The sequence below is a fragment of the Runella sp. R0.1_18 genome (assembly GCF_057652155.1).
This window is the reverse complement of record NZ_JBYFCK010000011.1, coordinates 47945-67700: the sequence shown is the minus strand read 5'-3', so window position 1 is coordinate 67700 and position 19756 is coordinate 47945. Positions and strand designations below refer to the sequence as shown.

Annotated in this window: 19 protein-coding genes; 3 read left to right on the top strand and 16 right to left on the bottom strand. The window is 45.6% G+C overall.

Going from position 1 to position 19756, the window contains the following annotated elements; translation table 11 throughout:
• Nucleotides 1–33 precede the first annotated feature (33 nt).
• The gene (locus tag AC23P2_RS19085) at nt 34–1428 is read left to right on the top strand and encodes an NADH-quinone oxidoreductase subunit N (RefSeq protein ID WP_487774673.1); all 1395 of its coding nucleotides are present in this window, start codon (nt 34–36) and stop codon (nt 1426–1428) included.
• A gap of 16 nt (nt 1429–1444) precedes the next feature.
• On the opposite strand, the gene AC23P2_RS19080 is transcribed toward AC23P2_RS19085, so the two are convergent.
• From AC23P2_RS19080 to AC23P2_RS19070, 3 genes are all read right to left on the bottom strand, one after another.
• A complete protein-coding gene (locus tag AC23P2_RS19080) occupies nt 1445–2464 on the bottom strand; it encodes a GntR family transcriptional regulator (protein WP_487774672.1) in 1020 nt (339 codons plus the stop codon).
• An 81-nt stretch (nt 2465–2545) separates the two neighbouring features.
• Nucleotides 2546–3352 carry a tRNA threonylcarbamoyladenosine dehydratase gene (locus tag AC23P2_RS19075; protein WP_122932746.1) on the bottom strand — a complete coding sequence of 269 codons (807 nt, stop codon included), beginning with the start codon at nt 3350–3352 and terminating at the stop codon, nt 2546–2548.
• Nucleotides 3353–3397: 45 nt separating this feature from the next.
• Nucleotides 3398–3976 (bottom strand): TatD family hydrolase, encoded by a 579-nt coding sequence (locus AC23P2_RS19070; RefSeq protein WP_487774671.1) that lies wholly within the window; start codon nt 3974–3976, stop codon nt 3398–3400.
• A 134-nt stretch (nt 3977–4110) separates the two neighbouring features.
• Here AC23P2_RS19070 and AC23P2_RS19065 point away from each other — a divergent pair, with 134 nt between their 5' ends.
• A complete protein-coding gene (locus AC23P2_RS19065; RefSeq protein WP_487774670.1) occupies nt 4111–4569 on the top strand; it encodes a GNAT family N-acetyltransferase in 459 nt (152 codons plus the stop codon).
• On the opposite strand, the gene AC23P2_RS19060 is transcribed toward AC23P2_RS19065, so the two are convergent.
• On the bottom strand, nt 4566–5900 hold the full coding sequence (locus AC23P2_RS19060) for a cation:dicarboxylate symporter family transporter (RefSeq protein WP_487774669.1): 1335 nt from the start codon (nt 5898–5900) through the stop codon (nt 4566–4568). The genes AC23P2_RS19065 and AC23P2_RS19060 overlap by 4 nt on opposite strands.
• Before the next feature lie 43 nt (nt 5901–5943).
• On the opposite strand from AC23P2_RS19060, the gene AC23P2_RS19055 reads away from it, so the two are divergent.
• Nucleotides 5944–6561, top strand: coding sequence for a Uma2 family endonuclease (locus AC23P2_RS19055; RefSeq protein ID WP_487774668.1), 618 nt, complete (start codon nt 5944–5946; stop codon nt 6559–6561).
• A 48-nt stretch (nt 6562–6609) separates the two neighbouring features.
• On the opposite strand, the gene AC23P2_RS19050 is transcribed toward AC23P2_RS19055, so the two are convergent.
• The 12 genes from AC23P2_RS19050 to AC23P2_RS18995 all read right to left on the bottom strand — a co-directional run bounded on the left by AC23P2_RS19050 (nt 6610) and on the right by AC23P2_RS18995 (nt 19645).
• Nucleotides 6610–7629: a polysaccharide deacetylase family protein gene (locus AC23P2_RS19050; RefSeq protein WP_487774667.1), complete on the bottom strand. Its 1020-nt coding sequence runs from the start codon at nt 7627–7629 to the stop codon at nt 6610–6612.
• 41 nt (nt 7630–7670) lie between these two features.
• Entirely contained in the window at nt 7671–8477 is an 807-nt protein-coding gene (locus tag AC23P2_RS19045) for an alpha/beta hydrolase (RefSeq protein WP_487774792.1), read from the bottom strand.
• Between the two features lie 34 nt (nt 8478–8511).
• A complete protein-coding gene (locus AC23P2_RS19040) occupies nt 8512–9762 on the bottom strand; it encodes an alpha/beta hydrolase family protein (RefSeq protein WP_487774666.1) in 1251 nt (416 codons plus the stop codon).
• A gap of 227 nt (nt 9763–9989) precedes the next feature.
• Nucleotides 9990–10904 carry a sugar phosphate isomerase/epimerase family protein gene (locus AC23P2_RS19035; protein ID WP_487774665.1) on the bottom strand — a complete coding sequence of 305 codons (915 nt, stop codon included), beginning with the start codon at nt 10902–10904 and terminating at the stop codon, nt 9990–9992.
• Between the two features lie 109 nt (nt 10905–11013).
• Nucleotides 11014–13539, bottom strand: coding sequence for a DUF5703 domain-containing protein (locus tag AC23P2_RS19030; protein ID WP_487774664.1), 2526 nt, complete (start codon nt 13537–13539; stop codon nt 11014–11016).
• Complete coding sequence (locus AC23P2_RS19025; RefSeq protein ID WP_487774663.1) at nt 13520–14278, bottom strand: class I SAM-dependent methyltransferase; 759 nt, start codon at nt 14276–14278, stop codon at nt 13520–13522. The genes AC23P2_RS19030 and AC23P2_RS19025 overlap by 20 nt, the downstream gene beginning before the upstream one ends.
• Before the next feature lie 93 nt (nt 14279–14371).
• Entirely contained in the window at nt 14372–15298 is a 927-nt protein-coding gene (locus tag AC23P2_RS19020) for a hydroxypyruvate isomerase family protein (RefSeq protein WP_487774662.1), read from the bottom strand.
• A 60-nt stretch (nt 15299–15358) separates the two neighbouring features.
• Nucleotides 15359–15907 (bottom strand): PH domain-containing protein, encoded by a 549-nt coding sequence (locus AC23P2_RS19015; protein ID WP_487774661.1) that lies wholly within the window; start codon nt 15905–15907, stop codon nt 15359–15361.
• A 30-nt stretch (nt 15908–15937) separates the two neighbouring features.
• Nucleotides 15938–17320, bottom strand: coding sequence for a sensor histidine kinase (locus tag AC23P2_RS19010; RefSeq protein ID WP_487774660.1), 1383 nt, complete (start codon nt 17318–17320; stop codon nt 15938–15940).
• A 63-nt stretch (nt 17321–17383) separates the two neighbouring features.
• Entirely contained in the window at nt 17384–18148 is a 765-nt protein-coding gene (locus tag AC23P2_RS19005; RefSeq protein WP_487774659.1) for a hypothetical protein, read from the bottom strand.
• Nucleotides 18149–19195 (bottom strand): AMP-binding protein, encoded by a 1047-nt coding sequence (locus AC23P2_RS19000; RefSeq protein ID WP_487774658.1) that lies wholly within the window; start codon nt 19193–19195, stop codon nt 18149–18151.
• A 3-nt stretch (nt 19196–19198) separates the two neighbouring features.
• Nucleotides 19199–19645, bottom strand: a complete 447-nt coding sequence (locus AC23P2_RS18995; RefSeq protein WP_122932760.1) for a QcrA and Rieske domain-containing protein — start codon at nt 19643–19645, stop codon at nt 19199–19201.
• Nucleotides 19646–19756 lie beyond the last annotated feature (111 nt).

Below are 19756 nucleotides of genomic sequence, written 5' to 3'. Positions count from 1 at the left end.
CCGTTTCAGTTTCAAATTGAAAAATTAAATAAAATGCTTCCAATCATACTTCTTTCCATACTTGGCCTTTTGGTATTGTTTTTGGGTTTTCAAAAATCAAAAAACTTACTATTGCCTGCCACTCTTTTGGTATTGGTTCTTACCTTAATCGCCAACTTCGCTAACTGGAACGATGCGCCGTCATTGTATTTCAAAGGGATGCTGTTTGAAAACAAGCTCACCATGGCTTTTTCAGGAATTGTGTTGATTTCGGCTTTGTTGATTTCGGCGCTTACGCGTGGTTTCATCGACGATGAAGCTGCCCAACCCGCCGAATACTACGCTATTATGTTGTTTTCGTTGGTAGGAGCCATCATTATGATTGGGTACGAAAACCTGCTCATGCTCTTTGTGGGCGTCGAAATCCTTTCGGTTTCTATGTACGTCCTGACGGGAAGCGACAAACGCAATTTACGCTCCAACGAAGCCGCCCTCAAGTACCTTTTGATGGGATCATTTGCCACAGGTATCATGCTTTTTGGAATGGCGTTGTTGTACGGTGCCACGGGTTCATTCAACCTGACAGCCCTCAAATCATACGTATTGACAAACCCTAGTCCGTCGGTAATGATGTACGTAGGTTTGTTGATGTTGTTGATTGGTATGCTTTTCAAAGTATCGGCCGCTCCTTTTCATTTCTGGACTCCCGACGTCTATGACGGAGCGCCAACGGTATTTACAGCCTTTATGTCAACGATTGTAAAAACAGCAGGTTTTGCGGCCATTTACCGCCTTCTTTCGGGCTCGTTTTCGGGGGCTTATACCTTCTGGTGGTCAACCCTGGCGGGCATCACTGTGCTAACGCTTTTGGCAGGAAACATTACCGCTGTTTATCAAAATAGCTTCAAGCGTATGATGGCTTACTCAAGTATCTCGCACGCGGGTTACTTGCTTTTGAGCCTTACCGCTCTTAGCTCGCAGTCTCAGGATGCGATTGTCTTCTACTCATTGGCGTATTCATTGGCTACTATCAGTGCTTTTGGCGTGTTGATGATTGTTGGAAAAGAAACGGGCGTACGTTCAAACGAAGTGAGCGAAAACTTCAACGTTTTCAACGGTTTGGGCAAGAAAAACCCGCTATTGGCTTTCGTCCTAACGGTGTCGATGCTTTCACTCGCTGGAATCCCACTTACGGCTGGGTTCTGGGGTAAATTCTTTGTATTCTCAAGCGTAGTAGAGCGCGGCTTGACGTGGATTTTGATTGTGGCCGTTTTGATGTCAGCCGTGGGTATTTACTATTACTTCAAAGCTGTCATTGCCGCTTACATGCGCGAAGGCGAAGGAAATGCCATCAAAGTGCCACAATTCTACCGTTTGGTGTTGATTGTGACAACCATCATTACCCTTTTCTTCGGGTTACTTCCCGATTTGTTAAAAGGGTTGGTATAAAGCAATAAGTGGCGTTTTAAAGGGAGCCGCGGCGAATCAGGCCAAAAGGGTTTTTGAGGTTCATCACCTTTCCTTTTAGAATCAACTCTGCCGCTGTACGCCCCATTTGGCTGTGGTTTGTCGAAATAACGGTGATTCCATTGGCCAAAACCTCTTTCAGGGGCGTATCATTAAAAGATACTATTCCTACCTCTTCACCCAAGACCAGGCTTTGTAGTCTGGTCTTTTTTACTAATTCGGCCAAATCAGAATCTTCCAACACAATGTAAGCGTGGCCTTTGAGAACTTCATCGTCGGACGCCTTGCCGATAATTCGTCCTTGTTTGTGGTAGTGCGCACAAAAATTGCGGAAACCGCGTACAATTTCTGGGGGATATTTTACATCCTGCGGAAACACGAGTACAATTTCCTCGTATTTACTCAGCAGGTCTATTCCCGACTGCAAAGCACCGTAAATATCGTCCGTAAAATCTTGGTAAACGCTGGCATATTCTCCCGAAAAATCAGAGAACTCGCGGTCGAGTAAAATGAGCTCTTTGGGGTCAATCTTTTTGAGCATCGACAATACCGACACGCGGTCTGCCTCGTCATAAAAGTGCGGCATGATTACGTAATAGTGGTAATGCCCGATGCTCTCCTTCATAATGTCGTCGAACACCCGTACGTTGCCGTGATGTATGTGCAATGTCACTGCCGCACGATCGCCCAAAGTACTCACAAAAGCCTCATACACGGCTTTTTTGTAGGCGCTAAGTTTGTTCATCACCAACAACACCCGCATTTGCTTTGGCTTTTCGTTCAAAATATAAAAGCCTTTCCCACGTACGGAGTCAATCACCCCTAGTGCTTTGAGTTCTTTATAGGCTTTTTCGACGGTGTCGCGCGCTAAATAGTACTCTTCACTAAGTTCGTTGATGGAAGGAAGTTGGTCGTCCTGTTTTAAAACACCACGTTCAATCGAGCTAATCACCGATTTTACAATTTGCTTGTATTTAGGGGTTTTAGCGTCGTGGTCAAGATGTAGGGTAAAGCTCATGCAAAGTAAGGCTTATTGGCCATTTTACTGCTAATATCAACAGTAAGTAATAGCTTGTTGTGGGCTAGTCATTCATCAAAGTTACTTGTTTTGCGCTTTTTTCGCCTTTTTTTGCTGTTGTTTTTTCTTTATCTCTTTCAGAGGGTTCTTGTGCAATGGCACTTTTTGTCCCAGCAATTCTCGAATAACAACAGAGGCACAGACGCTTCCAAAAGTAGCGGGCAAATACGAAATGGTACCGTAGGCCGAGCGTTTGAAATTGTTTCCATCTGTCAACATCAACGAATCTTTTTGCACTTTTTCGGTCGAAAACACCGCCTTAATTCCTGACGTAATCCCGTATTTTTTGAGGCGTTTGCGAACATAATGGGCTAAAAAACACTCGTACGTATCAAACAAATCAGCTACTTTCAACTGAGTGGGGTCGTATTTCCCCCCCGCTCCCATCGAACTTACCAGCGGATAGTTATACTCGCGCGACGTTACTAAAAGGGTCAATTTTGGGGTAATACTGTCGATGCAATCCATGACGTAGTCGTAAGACGCTGCACCAAGAATATCGCGTACTTTTTGAGGGGTCAAAAACTCTTTAATGACCGTCAATTTCAATTCGGGGTTAATGGCCAACAAACGTTCCGCCATCAATTCGGCCTTCGATTGCCCGTGCGTAGTGGCCAACGCGGGGAGTTGTCGGTTACGGTTGGAGGGGTCAACCACGTCTCCATCCACAATGGTCATCGTTCCTACACCAGAACGCGCAATAAATTCGGCGGCAAAAGAACCCACACCACCTAGCCCTACGACTAAAACGTGAGCTTGTTGAAGTTTATCTAATCCTTCGTCGCCCACCATGAGGCGCGTACGCGAAAGCCATCCTAAATCTGCCATTTGAAACAATATCGTAAATAAATAAAATCACTCGCTAGACTACGGCTACGAACACAATGCTGCAAAGTTAGTCCAAATTTGGTTTTGTAGGTGTCCTGTGGTACACTGCAAATGTACCGAAGCTGCTTGATAAACCTCCTCAATGGGTATGTCACGGTCATCGTTTTCGAGAAAAAGTCGCTCAAGCGGCATCTCGCGGAGTACTTTTGTGGCGTTGGAGTCGTTTCGGAGCAATGCCGTTCCCAACGATAAATAAAATCCTTTCTGTAGAAGCTGTTGCGCTATTTGCGGTTGGTTATTAAACCCATGAATAATCAAAGGCACTTGCGTTCGGCGGTGTTTATGCCATTGCAACAGTTCATTGAAAGCCCGTACGCAGTGAATTACTACAGGCTTTTGAACACGTTCGGCCACTTGTACTTGTGCTTCAAACACCTTGAGCTGTATTTCTAACGAAAGTGGAATCAAACGATCAAGGCCGCATTCTCCTACCATTTTTACTTCAGCTTGGGTAACCCGTCGTTCCAATTCTACCAACTGGGTTTGCCATGTTTCGACATCGACATACCAAGGATGAATGCCGAACGATACCCAACGGTCTGGGTCAAAGCCGTACGCAGCCATATCTTGCCCGAGAATGTTTAAAATACTTCGTTCAGCGGGAAGTTCTGACGAATTATGTGTGTGAAAATTTAGAAATTGTTCCAATTTTGCCAAATCATTGTCCTTTGTCAAAGATAACAAACCTCCCGAAAATTATGGCCGCCATCACGTTTCAGTGCCTTTCCTTCGACCAACTCAGTTTACGCCAATTGTACGACTTGCTTGCACTTCGCATTGATGTATTTATTGTGGAGCAAAACTGTCCCTTTCACGATGCCGACGGAAAGGACTTTTACGCTTGGCACTGCCTTGGTTACGATGCAGAAGGCACCTTGGTGGCTTACACTCGTTTATTTGACTTGAATCTATCTTTCGAAGGTTTTACGTCGATTGGGCGCGTGGCGACTTCCGACAAAGTACGCGGGCAGGGTGCAGGAAAGCAGTTGATGACCTATTCTATTGAGCAGTGTGAAAAATTATTTGGGCACCAACCCATCAAGATTGGCGCCCAGCAGTACCTTCTAGCGTTTTATGAGTCGTTTGGTTTTAAGTCAACGGGTGAAGACTACCTCGAAGACGGGATTCCGCATACTATTATGATTCGGGAAGCTTAATCAAGATTATCAGTTTTGATGTCTTCAAACTGTTCGACGTGCCCAAACGCGTAATTCATTTTCTGACGGTCAAATTCTTTTTCGTGGTTGGCTAACCACACCGTCGCCACGGCGTTTCCGATGAAGTTGGTAATGGCCCGCGCTTCGGACATAAAACGGTCAACGCCCAGCAACAATGCTAACCCTTCTACGGGGATGGCCTTGAGCGCCGTTAGCGTTGATGCCAGTACGATAAAGCCGCTGCCCGTCACACCCGCCGCTCCTTTGGACGTCACCATCAAAATACCGATAATAGTCAGCATTTGGGTCAAATCTAAGTGCACGTTAAACACTTGTGCCAAGAAAATAACGGCCATCGAAAGATAAATCGTCGTTCCGTCGAGGTTAAATGAATAACCCGCAGGTACGACCAAACCCACCACCGACTTCGAGCAGCCCATTTTTTCAAGTTTTTCCATCAAAGAAGGCAAAGCCGCCTCCGACGACGAAGTACCCAGTACAATCAAAAGCTCCTCGCGGATGTAACGCAAAAATTTAAACAAATCGACCTTCGCCGTCCGAAGGATGTACCACAGCACCACGCACACAAAGATTCCCATGGTAGTATAAACCGTCACCATTAGTTTCGCTAACGGCAGCAACGTTTGGATTCCGTATTTCCCAATCGTAAACGCCATTCCACCAAATGCTCCAATCGGCGCAAGCATCATAACCCGATGCAGCGCTTTAAAAATTACTTTGGAAATAGGCGTTAGGAAGTCAATTACCTTTTGCCGACCCGAATAGTTACTTAGCACCGCCCCAAGCACAATCGCCACGGCCAAGACTTGGAGCGTAGAATTATCCATAAAAAACTTCCACCAACTGAACGCACCAGCACTTTTGGTATATTTAGAAATATCGCCTCCTTTGATGCTATCCGTCACCACACCATCGCCTGGACGGATGACATTGGCTACGATTATCCCAATTATCAGCGCTACGGTAGTTACGACCTCAAAGTACAACAACGCTTTGGCTCCCACTTTTCCTACTTTCTTTAAATCACCCATCGAAATAATTCCCAATGTAATGGTCAGGAAAATGATAGGGTTGATAAAAAGTTTGACAACACTAATGAACGTTTTGCCCAGCATTTCGCTAAAAGTGGCCCCAATTTCAAGTTCTTGACCTAAGAATTTGCCTTTGATGGGTTCATCCAATACTTTCATCAACGCCAAATCGGGTCGAAAATGCCCTAATAAGATGCCAATTGTGATGGCCGTCAAAACCCAAAAGGTCAGATTGGTGAAGAGTTTAGAAAGTCCTGAGCGAGAAGCTGTCTTTTGCATTGTAGATGTTTAGGGCTTATATTTGTTTAAAACTGATTATGTTATGACTACTACTCAGAAAGTACCGCGTCGTAAACGAAAACTTGAAAAAATCCCTTCGTACTTGGTTTATGAAACCTTGAACGGGAAAGTATTGCCGTACAAAGGCTACAGGGATGTACTAGACAAAAAGAAAAAAACGGCTGAAATTATGGGTTGTAGTTCATTACAAGGCATTTTGGTTAGTATTATTCATGGGTTTTTATTCATGTCTATCAATCGAAAACGGTATTTTTTGGCTACCAACGAGATTGGGGTTCATATCAGTAAAAACACGAATCTCGCTAATGACATCGCTATTTTTGAAAAGGAGGGGCTGACGCTAAACAATCGTTATTTTGAGGTAGCTCCCAAAGTGGTAGTGGAAATAGACATCAAAATAGATATTGACCCCGACGACCACGATGAAAATTTTAGCTATATCATTGAAAAAGCACAAAAAATGCTTGAGTTCGGCACCGAAAAGGTGATTTGGGTTTCGACCCAAACCAAAATTATTTTTGTATTTTCAAAAACAGAAACATGGGTCATGGTTCCATTTGATACCAACATTCCCGTTTTGGACGATTGTGTCCTCAACCTTGCTCAACTTATGCAAGAAGAAGGTATCGAAATTGAATAAAAATAGCTTATTTCTTCGCCCGTAGCCAAAGATAAAGAAAGATTTAACCTACCGAAACAAAAATTTATAGCCCGATACAATAGCGTGTAGATGCGACGAATCTGAAATGGGCGGAAAGGCAAAACGGGGCTGGGAGAAAGTAAGGGGGAAAAGGTTTGGTTGCTGAACATTCATCAAAGCCATGCGATACCCTGCCTCTTGTACGGCATCGACGGTAACTTGGTCGATTTCGGCCCTACTTCCATAAGGATAAACAAAGAGCGGTACCTCTTGCTTCAGTTCGGTTTCGAGGCGTTGTTTGGAAGCCTCCAATTCCACTTTTTTTTCTTCTTGCCCCAAAAAACGCAGTACACGGTGGGTCTGTGTGTGGGAAGCGACCCTGTGCCCTTGAGCTACCAATGCCCGAATCTGAGGCCAAGTCATAAAATCGTACCGAAGCCCATCAGGCGAAGGGACTTCATACGCCCATCCGTTTTTTTGGCAAATTTCGCGGACAAGGCCATAAACATCCGCCAATTGATGTTTGTAAACGTACTGTTTAAGCTGCCGCGTCAGGTTATTGATTCCTGCAGGTGTTTCGGGAACTCGAAAGGGGGCTTGATAATCGTCTAAGGGCAATCTAACGGATTGGTTTGCAGCTTGGCACAAAAGTAAAAACAAGTGGTCACGCCAAATGTACGGCAGTTGTCGGTCAACCATGGCGGGACAAATCGCAAATAAGGCCGAAATCTCGTGCTTTTCTAAAATAGGTGCTAAAACTTCATAATTGTTGCGCATCCCATCATCAACGGTAATAAAAACTCCTTTGGCGTTTGGGTTTTCTATTTCCTGAATGGGCTGTACTCGAAAGTGTTTTTTTAAGAAATGAAGTTGTTTGTCAAAAATCGCTGCTGTCACATCCACGTTGTACGTATCAAAGGTGGGCAGTTTATCCACACGGAGCACGTTATGATACGAAATAATACCGCGTTTTCTTCCCGCTAAGGCATGGTAAAGCTGACTCAACCCCGTGTAATACGAGGCAGTGAGCCAGCTATCTCTTACAAAATGTTTGATGTTTTTCCCCACGTTTCTTATGAAAGTAGTGCTGCGGTTTTAGACCTATGCCGTTATTTCTTTTTCAAACGCTCGAAGTAATTTTTCATAAAGAGCAATTGATAATCAATGGCATTGTTCCAATAAGGCCAATTGTGCCCCCCTGGGCGTGAGATATAATCGTGGGGGATATTGCGTTCCAACAATTTGTCGTGAAGGTTGTTGTTGACGCGGTAAAAGAAGTCTTCGCTCCCGCAGTCAATAATCAAAGCCAGTGAGTTAGGGGTCAGTAAATGAACCAAGTTGATAACCGTATTTTTTTCCCAAAGCTCAGGTGCGTCGGCATATTTCCCGAGCCGTTTTGCCATATCCCAGTTGTTAGGAAACGGGCGAATGTCCACCCCTCCGCTCATACTTCCTGCCGTTCCGAACACGTCTTGGTGCTTGAAAGCGAGATACAACGCTCCGTGCCCTCCCATGCTCAAGCCCGTGATTCCGCGTCCTTCACGGCTTTTGATGGTTTTATAGCGCCCGTCAATCCACGAAACCAACTCGCTGGAAACATACGTTTCGTAACGCATTGTTGGGTCAACGGGGCTATCCCAGTACCAGCTCGAAAACGCACCGTCGGGACAAACGATAATGGTTTGATATACATCGGCCATGCGCTGCATGGCGGGGGCTTTCTTAATCCAGTCGGCATAGTTACCACTGTAGCCATGCAATAGATAAACAACAGGAAATTCTTTGCTGCCATCGTACGAGTCGGGTGTGAGCACTACTGCCTTGATATTTTTTTTCATCGAAGGGCTGTAGGTTTCTACGGTGTCTATTTTCTCTGCCCAAGCAAACGTACTCAAGAGTCCCATTCCGAGGACCATCCATATCTTTTTGAGTGATAACATAAGGTTGTGGTTATTTGAAATGTTTATCGGCAAAGTTCAGGTATTGTTTCCAATCATACAAGGTAACATCGTGCCCTCCCTCGCGAATATGATAGCCAATTTGCCCTTGTACCGACTGGTTCAGTGGGGGAATAGTTTGGGCAGGAAGTCCTGTTTTGCCTAAAAATAAGTACACCGATTCGGCCGCTTTGGCAGCGGCAAACTCGCCTTGTGGGTCGGCGCCTTTGTCATCGACAGCACTGGCAATATATACAGGTCGCGGCGCGACGAGTGAAATCACTTGGTGCTGATCGAAGGGCAACAAGGTATCTTTGTCCATGTATTTTTTGAAATTGGCAGCGTACCAGTGCGGAAAAACCGTACAGAGTCGACGAATATTTTCGCCTACGCCACGGTGGAACAACTTGGCCCCTCCCGCGCCCGATTCGTTGCTAATCACCATAGCAAAACGCTCATCGGTAGCCCCTGCCCAAAGCGCTGCTTTTCCCAGTCGCGACCAGCCAAAGACGGCTACTCGTTTGGCATCAATCGCTTTGTCGGTTACGACATAATCCATGGCTCGGCTCAGTGCCCACGCCCAGGCCGCAATGGTTCCAAAATTGTCATTGCGTTGCTGATAATCGGGGTAAATGGGGTGAATCCCTTTCTGAAAACCTGTTTTTGCATCATCAGACGCAATGTCTTCACGATAGGCCGTAATTAAGGCATAACCGCGGGCCAAAATCGTATCAATCGGCCACTGAGCGGCATTTACGCCTCTACACGCCTCCGTAGCTTGGTGGTCAGTAACGCACGACAATTTCACGTACGGGTTTCCTTTGCCTGATTCCATCCAACTCGTCGTAATTCGAATCGCTGGGTCGGGGTGTATGGCATGATTACCCCAGAAATTCAACCCCAAAATGGCAGGAGCTGCACGTTTGAGATGATTAGGAATGTACATCAACAAATCCATTCGCGGGCCGTCGGCTTTACCATTAAAATAGACCGCAATTTGCTTGCGAGTGGCTTTGCCATTCAGGGCGTTTTTGTCCACATCAAACACCTCAAACCGCATGTCTTTGGGACGAGGCGGCGCTTGTCCGTACATTTCAGCCGTAAACAATTCAAGCAACTCTTTTCGGCGTTTGGTATGCCACTGTTTGGCATTTTTTACGCGCTGACCATTGGCCAATACGAGCGGGTCTGGAAGGGGCGTTTGTGCCGCTCCCAGGCCCGCACTCAATACAAAAAATAGGCTTAACAGTCGGGATTTTATCATAATTTCAGGTTAAACGCATTAAAAATAAAGTACCCTCAGAGAGGCTAAATCCTAGTAGAAAAAGAAGGGCAAAGACCACCTCAAAGCCCCATCGGGGAAACCAATACTCCTTGAAAGATGTCACCCCGATGGGGCTTTGGTTCTGTACTGATTCATTCGTTCTACTAAGATGTTGCTCCTCTGGAGCAATAAAGAATGGCTTTTTATTGTAATACGTTCAACCTAGTTTAAACTTCTGACATTTGCTGCGTCAGCACTTCAAAGGCTTTTTTGGCTTCGCTATCAAAATTAGTCCAACGGCCTTCTATTGATAATCCGCCACGGTACTTGATTTTTTTCAATGCACGGAAATACTCTCTGAAATCATCGCCTACGACGCCAGGAGCAGTACGATTTTGTTTTTCGGCAATATGACAGTGGACAATGTACTTTCCGTATTTCACAATCTGCTCGGGGCCTTCGTTGTCTTTGAGCATGTGGTAAACATCGCACAGCAACCGAAAACGTGGATGATTGACCGCTTCGATGATTTCCACTCCTTCGGCCAGGCTATTAATAAAATTGGTTTCGCTACGGTTGAGCGGCTCTAACGCTACGACAATCCCGTGTTTTTCGGCCAAAAGAGCCATTTTTTTACTTACTTCGGTGTGTTGTTCTTTGGCTTTGGCACGGTCAAATCCATCGGGAATGGTGCGCGATGCACTACTTCCAAACACCACGTAAGGCGACCCACATTCTTTGGCGCGTTTAAATGCTAAATCAGCCCTTTCCAACAAAGCTTCGTGGTTGGCATTAGGGCCGACTGATTTGATACTTCCTGGAATAAACGACACATACGACCGCAACGGCACTCCCGTTGTTTTGAGTGCTTCTACATTTTTAGCGTACTGTTCGTCACCGCCTTTGTCTGGAATCAAGAAACGACCGACGTTTTCTTCAACGTACGAATAGCCAATGCTTTTAAGCAAGGCTGCTTTATCGTACGAAGTACAAATACCCAAAGGCAGCGAAAATTTACGGCTTTCTTCCGACCAACGTGCCGCTTCCGCGATTGAGCTTGATGCAAGGATACCTCCTACGGCTCCTGCCCCTAATTTTAAAAAATCTCGACGGCTGCTCGTCGTGTGTTGTAGTGATTTCATTTGATGGGAGGGATTATAGGTAACAGAAGGCGCAAAACCTTCTTTTTTTACTACTTATTTCGCCACAATTGCAAGAGACGTTCCAAGTTTGGTACTCAGAGTATCGGTCTTACTTGCCATACACAATTACATCCGACAAGCGCGATACGGGCGTTACTTTGAGGTCTTCAATGACTCCGTTTTTGACGCGTGCTTCAATCGTCGTTTGGTACGGCGCGTGTAATTTAAACGTAGCATTCCAATCTTTGGGCCACGCAGGTAACAAATATATTTTTCGGCCGTCGGTTTGCATCAGCATTTCTTGCAAACCTATCATGGCGGCGCCTCCCCAATTGTGGTCGGGCGTCCAATCAAACCCTGGCCCCCAGAAAGTCGGGAAACGCAGTTCTGAATTCTTAAATTTTTGGCGCGTAAGTTCAACCGCTTCGTTGGTAAATCCCAAGCGAGCCGCAAAAATGGAATATTGACGCCAGCCTACGTGGCTCTTAAATTTAATTGCATGTGGGTCGTAGAGATAGGTATCACGGGCGATTTCTAGGTCAGGTTTCCCAACTCCGTACAGCCCCCACGGAAACACGGGGTACAACTGAGGAGTTTCGGAGTTTTGCACGCGCATCCACGCGACGGCAGGGGCAAGTGTTTTGCGTCCCTCTATTTCTTGCAAAGGTACGGGTGGAATACGTTTAAGCATCGTGACCCACTTGTCGCGTTGGGTGGCAGACAAATAGCGTTCGGGAAGCTCCAGCATCCGCGTCAAAATCACGTTGAGTGCCGAGATAACCGTGGTAGAATTGTAGGTCATTTTGTACGTCTCACAAGCCGAACTTGGGTAAAAAACGTACTGACCTTTCTCGTCAAACGCTTTTGTCCCTCGTTGTTTGGCAAGCCATTGGTAATGTTCATCAAAAAATGTCAGACAGCTTTCGATAAAAGGCACATACGTTTGAATGTTGCGCCCTTCATAGCGCTCCGTTTCGAGCATCATCAGGCAAAACTCAAACACCGTATCCCATTGATATTCAAGCCATGCGTTGTATTCCATTCCTGCATCGTAGCCTTCGGGGCGCTTGTAACCGTATTCAAAGGGATTGGGCAAACCAAAATTTTCGATTTGCTCAGTAAAACATGCCCCATTGTGATTCCAATACACTTTTGAGCGTAGTTCTGCATTGGTCTGCGAACGTAAATAAAAGTCAAATTGGGGTTTCATCAACACAAAATCGCCGCTTTTGAGCATCGGAAAATACACCAATCGCTGGTTTTGGGCGGTCATGGTTCCTCCACCCCACAAGCGAAAATCAGGCGTGTGATTGTATTTTTTATCCACAAATTGTGGGTCAAATGTGAATAACCCGCCGTTAAATTTCGTAGGCCATTGTCCAAACGCGTTGCATCCCAGCTGATAGCGAAAAAGGTGGTAATTGCGCGAAATAGTACTGTCTTTCCCCTCAATAAAAATGTAGCTTCGTTCCCAAAATTGTTTCCACCAAGCACGGGCCTGGGGCAAGGCTGTTTTTTGGGTTTGGGTAACTTCTTGCTGACGACGTACAACCGTATTTTCCCATTCGGCGAGGGTGGAAGTGGGGGCTGTGTTCAACACCAGTTCTAGGTGTTCGGTACGAACGGGACGCGGAGTTTCTAGGTTCCACGCCTTATAATCAGTATCAAGGTATTTACCCGTGGTAATACCAGCAGGACGCATAGTGCGGGAACGCATCGCTCCCCCAAACGTATTGTTTTTGATGGGGTTGTACAGTTGCGACTTCACCGACTCCATCCCTTCAAGCCGCACCGTAAAATCAAAAAGATTGGGCACATCACTACGGTTTCGGTGGTAAAACCACAATTCATTACCACGAAATGCTATTTCGTCTTTGTACGTTTTTAGGTCAAACTTTTGGGGAGTTTTGTAGGAATTTTCGCGAATGGCCGTTCCTTGCACCAAACGATCTTCGTACCGCCACGATTCGTAGGCAGCTTTTATTTGGACAGGCTTTTCACTTTGGAGTTCTACGTGCACCACGGGACGAAACACATCCACCCAAACGTGGAGGCGCGTTTTCCCGCCACTTATATAAACACCTCCATCTTGAAGTCGAAGTTCTTGCTTAAAATCAGTCCCTAAAAATGGGTTGGGCGACAACGTAAGGCGTACTCTTCCCAATTTGAGCATGGCATTGTTTTCATCAAAAGTACCACTTTGAGCAAGGTAAAAAAGGACGTCGCCGTTTTCCACCCACACATTTAGCCCCACATCTCCCCCACCACACGGCATGGATTCGGACGAGTTTTTGCTTGGAGTTTTCCAAACAACGTTATAATTGTCAAGTTGGGTAGGTTGGGAAAAAGAGGCAAAACGAATGCCCCATCCAATTATCAGAAAAAGCAGGGAAGACCGTAGCGTCACGATATAAGGCTGAATTAAGGAATAAAGAAAGGTTTGGCAGACAAAAATACTTTTTTGCAGCGACTGCCCCGTCCTGCTTCCTCCTGTAGTGATGGTGATTCCTCGCGAAGCGTCCGTCGGTTTTGAGAAACCGACGTCACGGGCATCGTGCTGGTGGTTTCTAAAAACCACCACCGAGGTTTCTAAAAACCTCGCTTCAAGGCACGAACTATTTTTTCCAACACACATACACGTTCTCATCCGCCATGAGTCCGTAGCGTTTCCAGTCGATTTCCTGCACGTAAGCACTTACTTCTACCCTAAAACCTACGGCAGCAAGGCGGTCGCGGTAGTCGCGGCCATACCGCCGAACGTGTTGCTGCGCACCCGCGATTCGTTTTCGTTCTTCAGGAGTCAGGTGCTGGGTTTCTACGGTTTTTTCCATCGAATTATTCACCGCACCTTGAATAATGGCGTAGCCGTTGGGTTTGAGCACCCGATAAATCTCGCGCATTCCTTGGGCATCGTCAGGCACAAGTTCAAAGACGTGATTACAAATCACGACGTCGAAAGTGTTATCAGGAAATTGAATATCAGTCACCGACATGACATGGTCGGGCAGCACCCCGATGGCGTCGATGTAGGTAGTCATCAAATCAGCTGTTTCGTACTGAAGTTGGGGGTGCTTGCGAATTTCGTCGTGCAAGCATTTTTCGGGAGCAAAGTGCAGAATTCGTTTTTTTCCCGTAAAAAAGTCGGTCTTATTTTTCAAATACAAATACACCAAACGGTGGCGTTCGAGCGACTTACAGGTATAACAAAGGGCATTGGGGCGGTTGAAAGGCAAAAATTGACTGTACGTACTACCGCAAATGGGACATTCGACGTTGTTGCCCATGCTATATACCGTGGCCCGTGCTGAAGCTTGAAGTGCCCTTAATTGTTTACGGCCTGCGGGGCCAATCACCGTTTTGAGAAATGATTTCAATACCGATAGTGGGTTTTGTTTTTAAATGAATACGTCGGGGTATGAGTACCCCGACGCACTTTACAAGCTTTTATGCTACCCCGACGCACTTTTTTACACCGTAAAGCTATCTGACTCTAAGTAGGCTTTAATGAGTGCCTCTTCGCCTTCTTTGCCTGGCTTTGAGTTCCCGTGTTCCATTCCAAAAATGAAGTTTTGATTGTTGGCCTTCATTTTGGTGTAAATATGTTTGAACACGTTTTTATAATTGATTTCGCCCGTCGTTGGTTCTTTACGTCCTGGGTTATCGCCAATTTGGAAGTAAGCGATTTCAGACCAACACCAGTCGATGTGTGGAATGATGTGCCCTTCGGTTTTTTGCATGTGGTAAATATCAAACAAAATTTTGCAGGCGGGGCTATTCACCGCACGACAGATTTCGTAGGTTTGGTCAGATGTTTGCAAAAACAAATTGGGGCTATCGCTCAAGGGTTCCAATACCATCGTCAAACCGTGCGGAGCCAAAATATCTGCTCCTCGGCGAAGCGCGTCAATTACGTGTCCCGTTTGAATTCCAATCGGAAGATTACGTTCAAAATCACCTGGTACCACCGTCATCCACTTGGCATTGCAGCGTTTGGCCGTTTCTACGGCACGCTTACAGCCATCCAAGAAAATATCAATGTGGGCTTGTTTACCTGCGGCAAGGGTATTTTGAGAGTTTCCACCTTTGTCCACCACAAACACGCCCATGGTCATTCCCAACTTCGCCAATGTTTCGCCGATTTTGGTTTGTATCTCCACTGGGCGTCCCATCATACCGTTGTCTTCTAGGGCTGTAAACCCATTGTCGGCCATGAACTTGAGTTGGTCGATAAGGTCTTTGCCTGCACTGTTTTGGAACATGCCAAAGTGGGGGGCATAGGCCAATTTAAAATTATTTTTTGCTTTGGGAGTCATAGTATTAGCCGTAGCCACACCGCTCACTAGCGTAGCTGCCGAAGCCGAGACAGCAGTTTTTACAAAATCGCGACGAAACATAAGTAGTTGTAGATTATAAGGTGCTGCCTCCAAAAGCAAAACAAGGTTTTTTTCTAATCTTTACGAAACTTTGGGTTTCTTTAATTCTGCCTTGATTTCCGTCAAAATATCCCTAATCTCTCGTAATAATTCGGCATTGTCATTGGATGAAGTAGAAGCTGAGGGAGCATTTTTGGCCATGATTCTTTTTTCTCGCTGGCGTAAAATTAAACTCCGTAATTCTTGGGCATTCACGATTCCAATCAGCTGCATATCGTGGGCTTGGCCTGCACTCTGACCTGCGGTTTCAAATTTTAAAATACAAAGATGAAAATACCGTAAAAGTGGCCCTTCTACAAAAGTTACATCTTGAATATTTTCCAACGGGATGGTTTTTTCAACTTGAATAAGAATCCCCTTTTTAAAGCGAATAACCGTTTCGGTAAGTTCACACTCTAGTTTATCATAATAGTGGTGGGCCCACCACTGGCCTATTCCTAAAAACCAAAACGGGATAAGTACAATCCCGATAACAGTGGCCAACATGATAGAGGCCACATAAAGCATCATGTAAGGCTTTACCAGTTTGTTAAACTCGGCTTTGAAAAGGACAGTATCGGATGTTTTCACAAAATAGAGGCGGTTAAGGCTTAAAAACGATTAAATATGCGGCAGCACTACTTCAAACGTACTTCCTACATCCAGTTGGCTCGTTACTTTTATAGTGCCACGGTGCATGTCCACAATCCTGCGACATACCGACAAACCAATGCCGTACCCTCGAAAAGTAGTAGCGTTTTTGGCACGATAAAGTGGTTCAAAAATCCGCTGAGTTTCATTCTCGGGAATACCAATTCCTCGGTCGATGACGCGGATGTAGCAATTGTGTTCGTCAAAGCCGATTTTTACATCGGCGCGTTTATCTGGCGAATATTTGCAGGCATTGTCCATCAAATTGTTAAGTACCGTTTTGAGCAAAGGGGCATTTCCAAGGACAGTAATGTCCTGCTCATTTTCGGGAATATCTTCAAAATCAATGTGAATCTGGTAGTCGGTGCGGAGGCTTTGAAGTTCTTCTTGGGTTTGAAACACCAGCTCATCCAAACGAATGGACTGAAAGCTCATCGTGCGTTCTTCTTTTTTTTCCGACTGCGCTAGCTGTAACAAACTGTTTGTCAACTGAATCAGACGTTGCGCATCGTTCAGAAGTGATTCCAAAACTTTTTGATACTCCTCGGGCGTACGTTCTTTTTCCAGCGCTATCTGAATTTCGGATTTTAAGCCCGCAAGTGGTGTACGAAGTTCGTGGGAAGCATTAGAAACAAAACTTCGTTGAAAATCAAAAGATTGTTCCAAACGCTGAAGCATTTGGTTGAAGTTGATGGCCAATTGCGCCAATTCGTCTTGGCGATTACCTTCATTCAACTGCTTTCGCAAATTATAAGCCGTGATGGTGCTAATCTCGCGGTTCATATCCGACAATGGCTTGAGCGACTGTCCCGCAAAAATAAATCCCAACACAATCGTGATGAGAATACCGAATAAAAAGCTGTAAATCAACGAATCTCGCAGGCGTTGAAGCTGGGTATTTCCCAGTTCGTCTTCGGCCGAAGTCATCAGTACCAATTCTCCTTTTTCGGGGTGGGTGTACATCAAACCTGCCACCAACAACTTTCCATTGGCGGTTTCGACGTATTTATTTTTTCGAACCGACTTGAGCAAATCGGCATTATAATAATAATTTTCGGCGCTGTCGGGGTCGTAGCTGGCATACACAATTTTGTCTTCGTCGTTAAACATCAACACTTTCTCGCCGTAGAGTTTCGACAAGGTTTCTTTGTCGAGAATTTTCAGGATTTTCTTGTTGTTCGCCGCGATTTTCACCAGCAAGTCGGCCCGCGTTAGGGCACGATCGCACAAGTTTTTGTAAAACTCGTCTTTACGATTTTGCTCCGCCACGTAATAAAATGACACTGAAAATGTGGCCAAAATGGCGGCAATAATCACCGTAAATTGAAGGGCTATTTTGGTCCTAATTTTCATGCGTTTATGCAGATTTATGTCTTGAGAACATCTCGAAAGTTTTAGCACTTTCGAGATGTTACCTTATCCAAACAATGTCGTTACTACATCTTTGAGTTTCGAGAGTGTTTTTGCTCCTTTACCAGGCTCCACTACCTGTTTTCCCCATTCGTACCATACGCCATCGCCAAGGTTAAAATATAGGCCATTTCGCTTGGGCTTTTGGCTTGAGGCATTGTCGGTGAGCCAGTTAGGTGCATATACAGTTTCCATCAACGAAGGCAGTTCTTGCCACGGATAAAAACGCAACGATGTTTTGCCGTCCACTACGCGTTTGACTTGCGCCGTTCTTGTACGAAACGAAGCCGTCAATTGCGCTTCTCTTGTTCCTTGCGAAGTCGCGTCAATGACCTGCATTTCAAACGGGCGTTCTTTCTCCGATGTTTCATAAATCGCCTGAAGCAATTCTTGGGCAAAATAGAGCCAATCTTCGGTATTTTTGGGTTGGCCCTTTTTCGTCGTATCCGTTTCCCACTCCAGGGTCAAAAAATCGAATTCTTCGTCTTGAAGCATACTGCCTCCCATCTGGGTTTTCTTGAGGACTTTTTCAAGCTCATCAGACCACACCTTTTCCAAGGCCCCTTTCCACTCATAATCATCATTATCGGTAAACCCTTCTGCTTCAATTTCGTCGGCATCGAGTTCGTCGCGGTGGGTATAGGTCAATTTTAAATCGACATTAATTGACTGCTCATTAGGAAGAATGCGCAATACGTAGCGATATGAGTAAGGCGGCGGAAGTTGCGCCGAAGTTTCAAATTGGATTGTCAGTTTACGAAAAGTTGCCATTTAGCGTATATTTTCCTCAAAGGTACGGCGCTTATCTACTTTGCCCGTGGCTGTTTCTACAAATTTTTTAACAAAATACACCTTTTTAGGAAGTTCATAAGTCAAAAGCTCGGGTATTAATCTCGTTTGAAGTAGTTCGTTATCAACATTTTTGTCACTTTCTACTACTAAAATCAGTTTTTGTCCTAAGCGTTCGTCAGGTTCCCACCAAGCAAAAAAGCGAGACATAATTATGCCTGTTTTTTCCACCGCCCGCTCTACTTTTTCTAATTGAATCTTCACTCCTCCCGAATTAATAATGTTATCAGCGCGCCCTACTATGATAAACTTTCGAGGCCCTAAAAACGTCACGACATCGTTGGTTTGTATCCATTGGTGATTGGTCACTGCCCCGCGCAGACGAAGGCAGCCGCGTTCGTCGGTAGCAGCTTCCACTCCTTCCAACAGCCCATAGCTATCCGTTGCCTCTTCACCGTTTAGTCTTCTAAGCGCCACGTGTGATACCGTTTCGGTCATGCCATAGGTACTAAATACGGGCACGCTAAGTCGCTGAATGGCAACCCCTAAAATCTCTCCAACGGGTGCTCCTCCTACAAGAATCGCTTTCAAAGAATTAAGGCGTTCATCTTTCTGGGTATCTAGAATTGTTTGCAGTTGCAAGGGAACCACTGCCACAAAATCTATTGCTAAATCATTGGGTAGTGCAGCAAAGGGCTGCGAAGAAGGCGCGACGATGTGCATCGTCAGTCCTAGTTCCATTCCACGCACGAGCATCATCGTTCCTGCAATATAGCCCACATTGAGACACACCAACGCTTGCTGACCCGCCCGCAAATCCAACGCACGCTGCGTAACGCGGGCACTGGCTTGCATTTGGGCGCGCGTCAAGGCAATAGGCTTAGGTGTGCCTGTCGAACCCGATGTATGCAGCACAAAATTTTCTTGCCCCGAGGCGTACAAACGACAAAACTCCCACGCCTGTCGAAAATAAGCATCCTCGGGCGCGGGAGTTTCAAAAATATGTTGGGGTACTAACGTATAAAACATAGACTAAGGGTAAATACGAATATCGCCCGTAGAGGGGTCGTACGAGGTTTTATAGCGCGTCAACGGCTTAGTGGCTGGCCCCGTTTGCACTTCTCCCTCGCTCGAAAACACTGAGCCGTGGTTGGGGCACAGAAAAGTATTGTTTGAGACAATGTAGTTGACCGCCGTTCCTTCGTGCGTACAAGCTTGCGAAACTGCGATAAACCCACCCTGCTGCGTACGTGCAATGATTACTCCGTTGGTTCGGACAAAGCCTCCTGCATTGCGCAAGGCCGTAAATGTACCATTATTGATGTTCACAGAAAAATCAGTGGGAGTCGTCGGATTGGGGTCGGGACTAGCCCCTGTATTACATCCCGACAAACACTGTTGAAGTACGATAGCGCCAAAACTTACCCCCACTAGGCGAAAAAACTCTTTTCGGTCAATCGTCGTTGCTTCCGTTTCCATAGCGTTATTGATATTTTTTTGTAGTTTTCAATGTTATTTTTAATAATCGAATCTTAGCGTTAAAAACGCTCGCTTTTGTGGCTCTTTAAAAACGTAACTGAAACAAAAAGA

Coding starts and splice junctions, on each gene's coding strand:
- AC23P2_RS19075 (WP_122932746.1), bottom strand. CDS start 3,352: ATGGCAGATTTAGGATGGCTTTCGCGTACGCGCCTCATGGTGGGCGAC.
- AC23P2_RS19080 (WP_487774672.1), bottom strand. CDS start 2,464: ATGAGCTTTACCCTACATCTTGACCACGACGCTAAAACCCCTAAATAC.
- AC23P2_RS19085 (WP_487774673.1), top strand. CDS start 34: ATGCTTCCAATCATACTTCTTTCCATACTTGGCCTTTTGGTATTGTTT.
- AC23P2_RS19055 (WP_487774668.1), top strand. CDS start 5,944: ATGACTACTACTCAGAAAGTACCGCGTCGTAAACGAAAACTTGAAAAA.
- AC23P2_RS19040 (WP_487774666.1), bottom strand. CDS start 9,762: ATGATAAAATCCCGACTGTTAAGCCTATTTTTTGTATTGAGTGCGGGC.
- AC23P2_RS19045 (WP_487774792.1), bottom strand. CDS start 8,477: ATGGTCCTCGGAATGGGACTCTTGAGTACGTTTGCTTGGGCAGAGAAA.
- AC23P2_RS19005 (WP_487774659.1), bottom strand. CDS start 18,148: ATGGCAACTTTTCGTAAACTGACAATCCAATTTGAAACTTCGGCGCAA.
- AC23P2_RS19060 (WP_487774669.1), bottom strand. CDS start 5,900: ATGCAAAAGACAGCTTCTCGCTCAGGACTTTCTAAACTCTTCACCAAT.
- AC23P2_RS19070 (WP_487774671.1), bottom strand. CDS start 3,976: ATGGCTGCGTACGGCTTTGACCCAGACCGTTGGGTATCGTTCGGCATT.
- AC23P2_RS18995 (WP_122932760.1), bottom strand. CDS start 19,645: ATGGAAACGGAAGCAACGACGATTGACCGAAAAGAGTTTTTTCGCCTA.
- AC23P2_RS19020 (WP_487774662.1), bottom strand. CDS start 15,298: ATGTTTCGTCGCGATTTTGTAAAAACTGCTGTCTCGGCTTCGGCAGCT.
- AC23P2_RS19000 (WP_487774658.1), bottom strand. CDS start 19,195: ATGTTTTATACGTTAGTACCCCAACATATTTTTGAAACTCCCGCGCCC.
- AC23P2_RS19030 (WP_487774664.1), bottom strand. CDS start 13,539: ATGTGTGTTGGAAAAAATAGTTCGTGCCTTGAAGCGAGGTTTTTAGAA.
- AC23P2_RS19035 (WP_487774665.1), bottom strand. CDS start 10,904: ATGAAATCACTACAACACACGACGAGCAGCCGTCGAGATTTTTTAAAA.
- AC23P2_RS19010 (WP_487774660.1), bottom strand. CDS start 17,320: ATGAAAATTAGGACCAAAATAGCCCTTCAATTTACGGTGATTATTGCC.
- AC23P2_RS19065 (WP_487774670.1), top strand. CDS start 4,111: ATGGCCGCCATCACGTTTCAGTGCCTTTCCTTCGACCAACTCAGTTTA.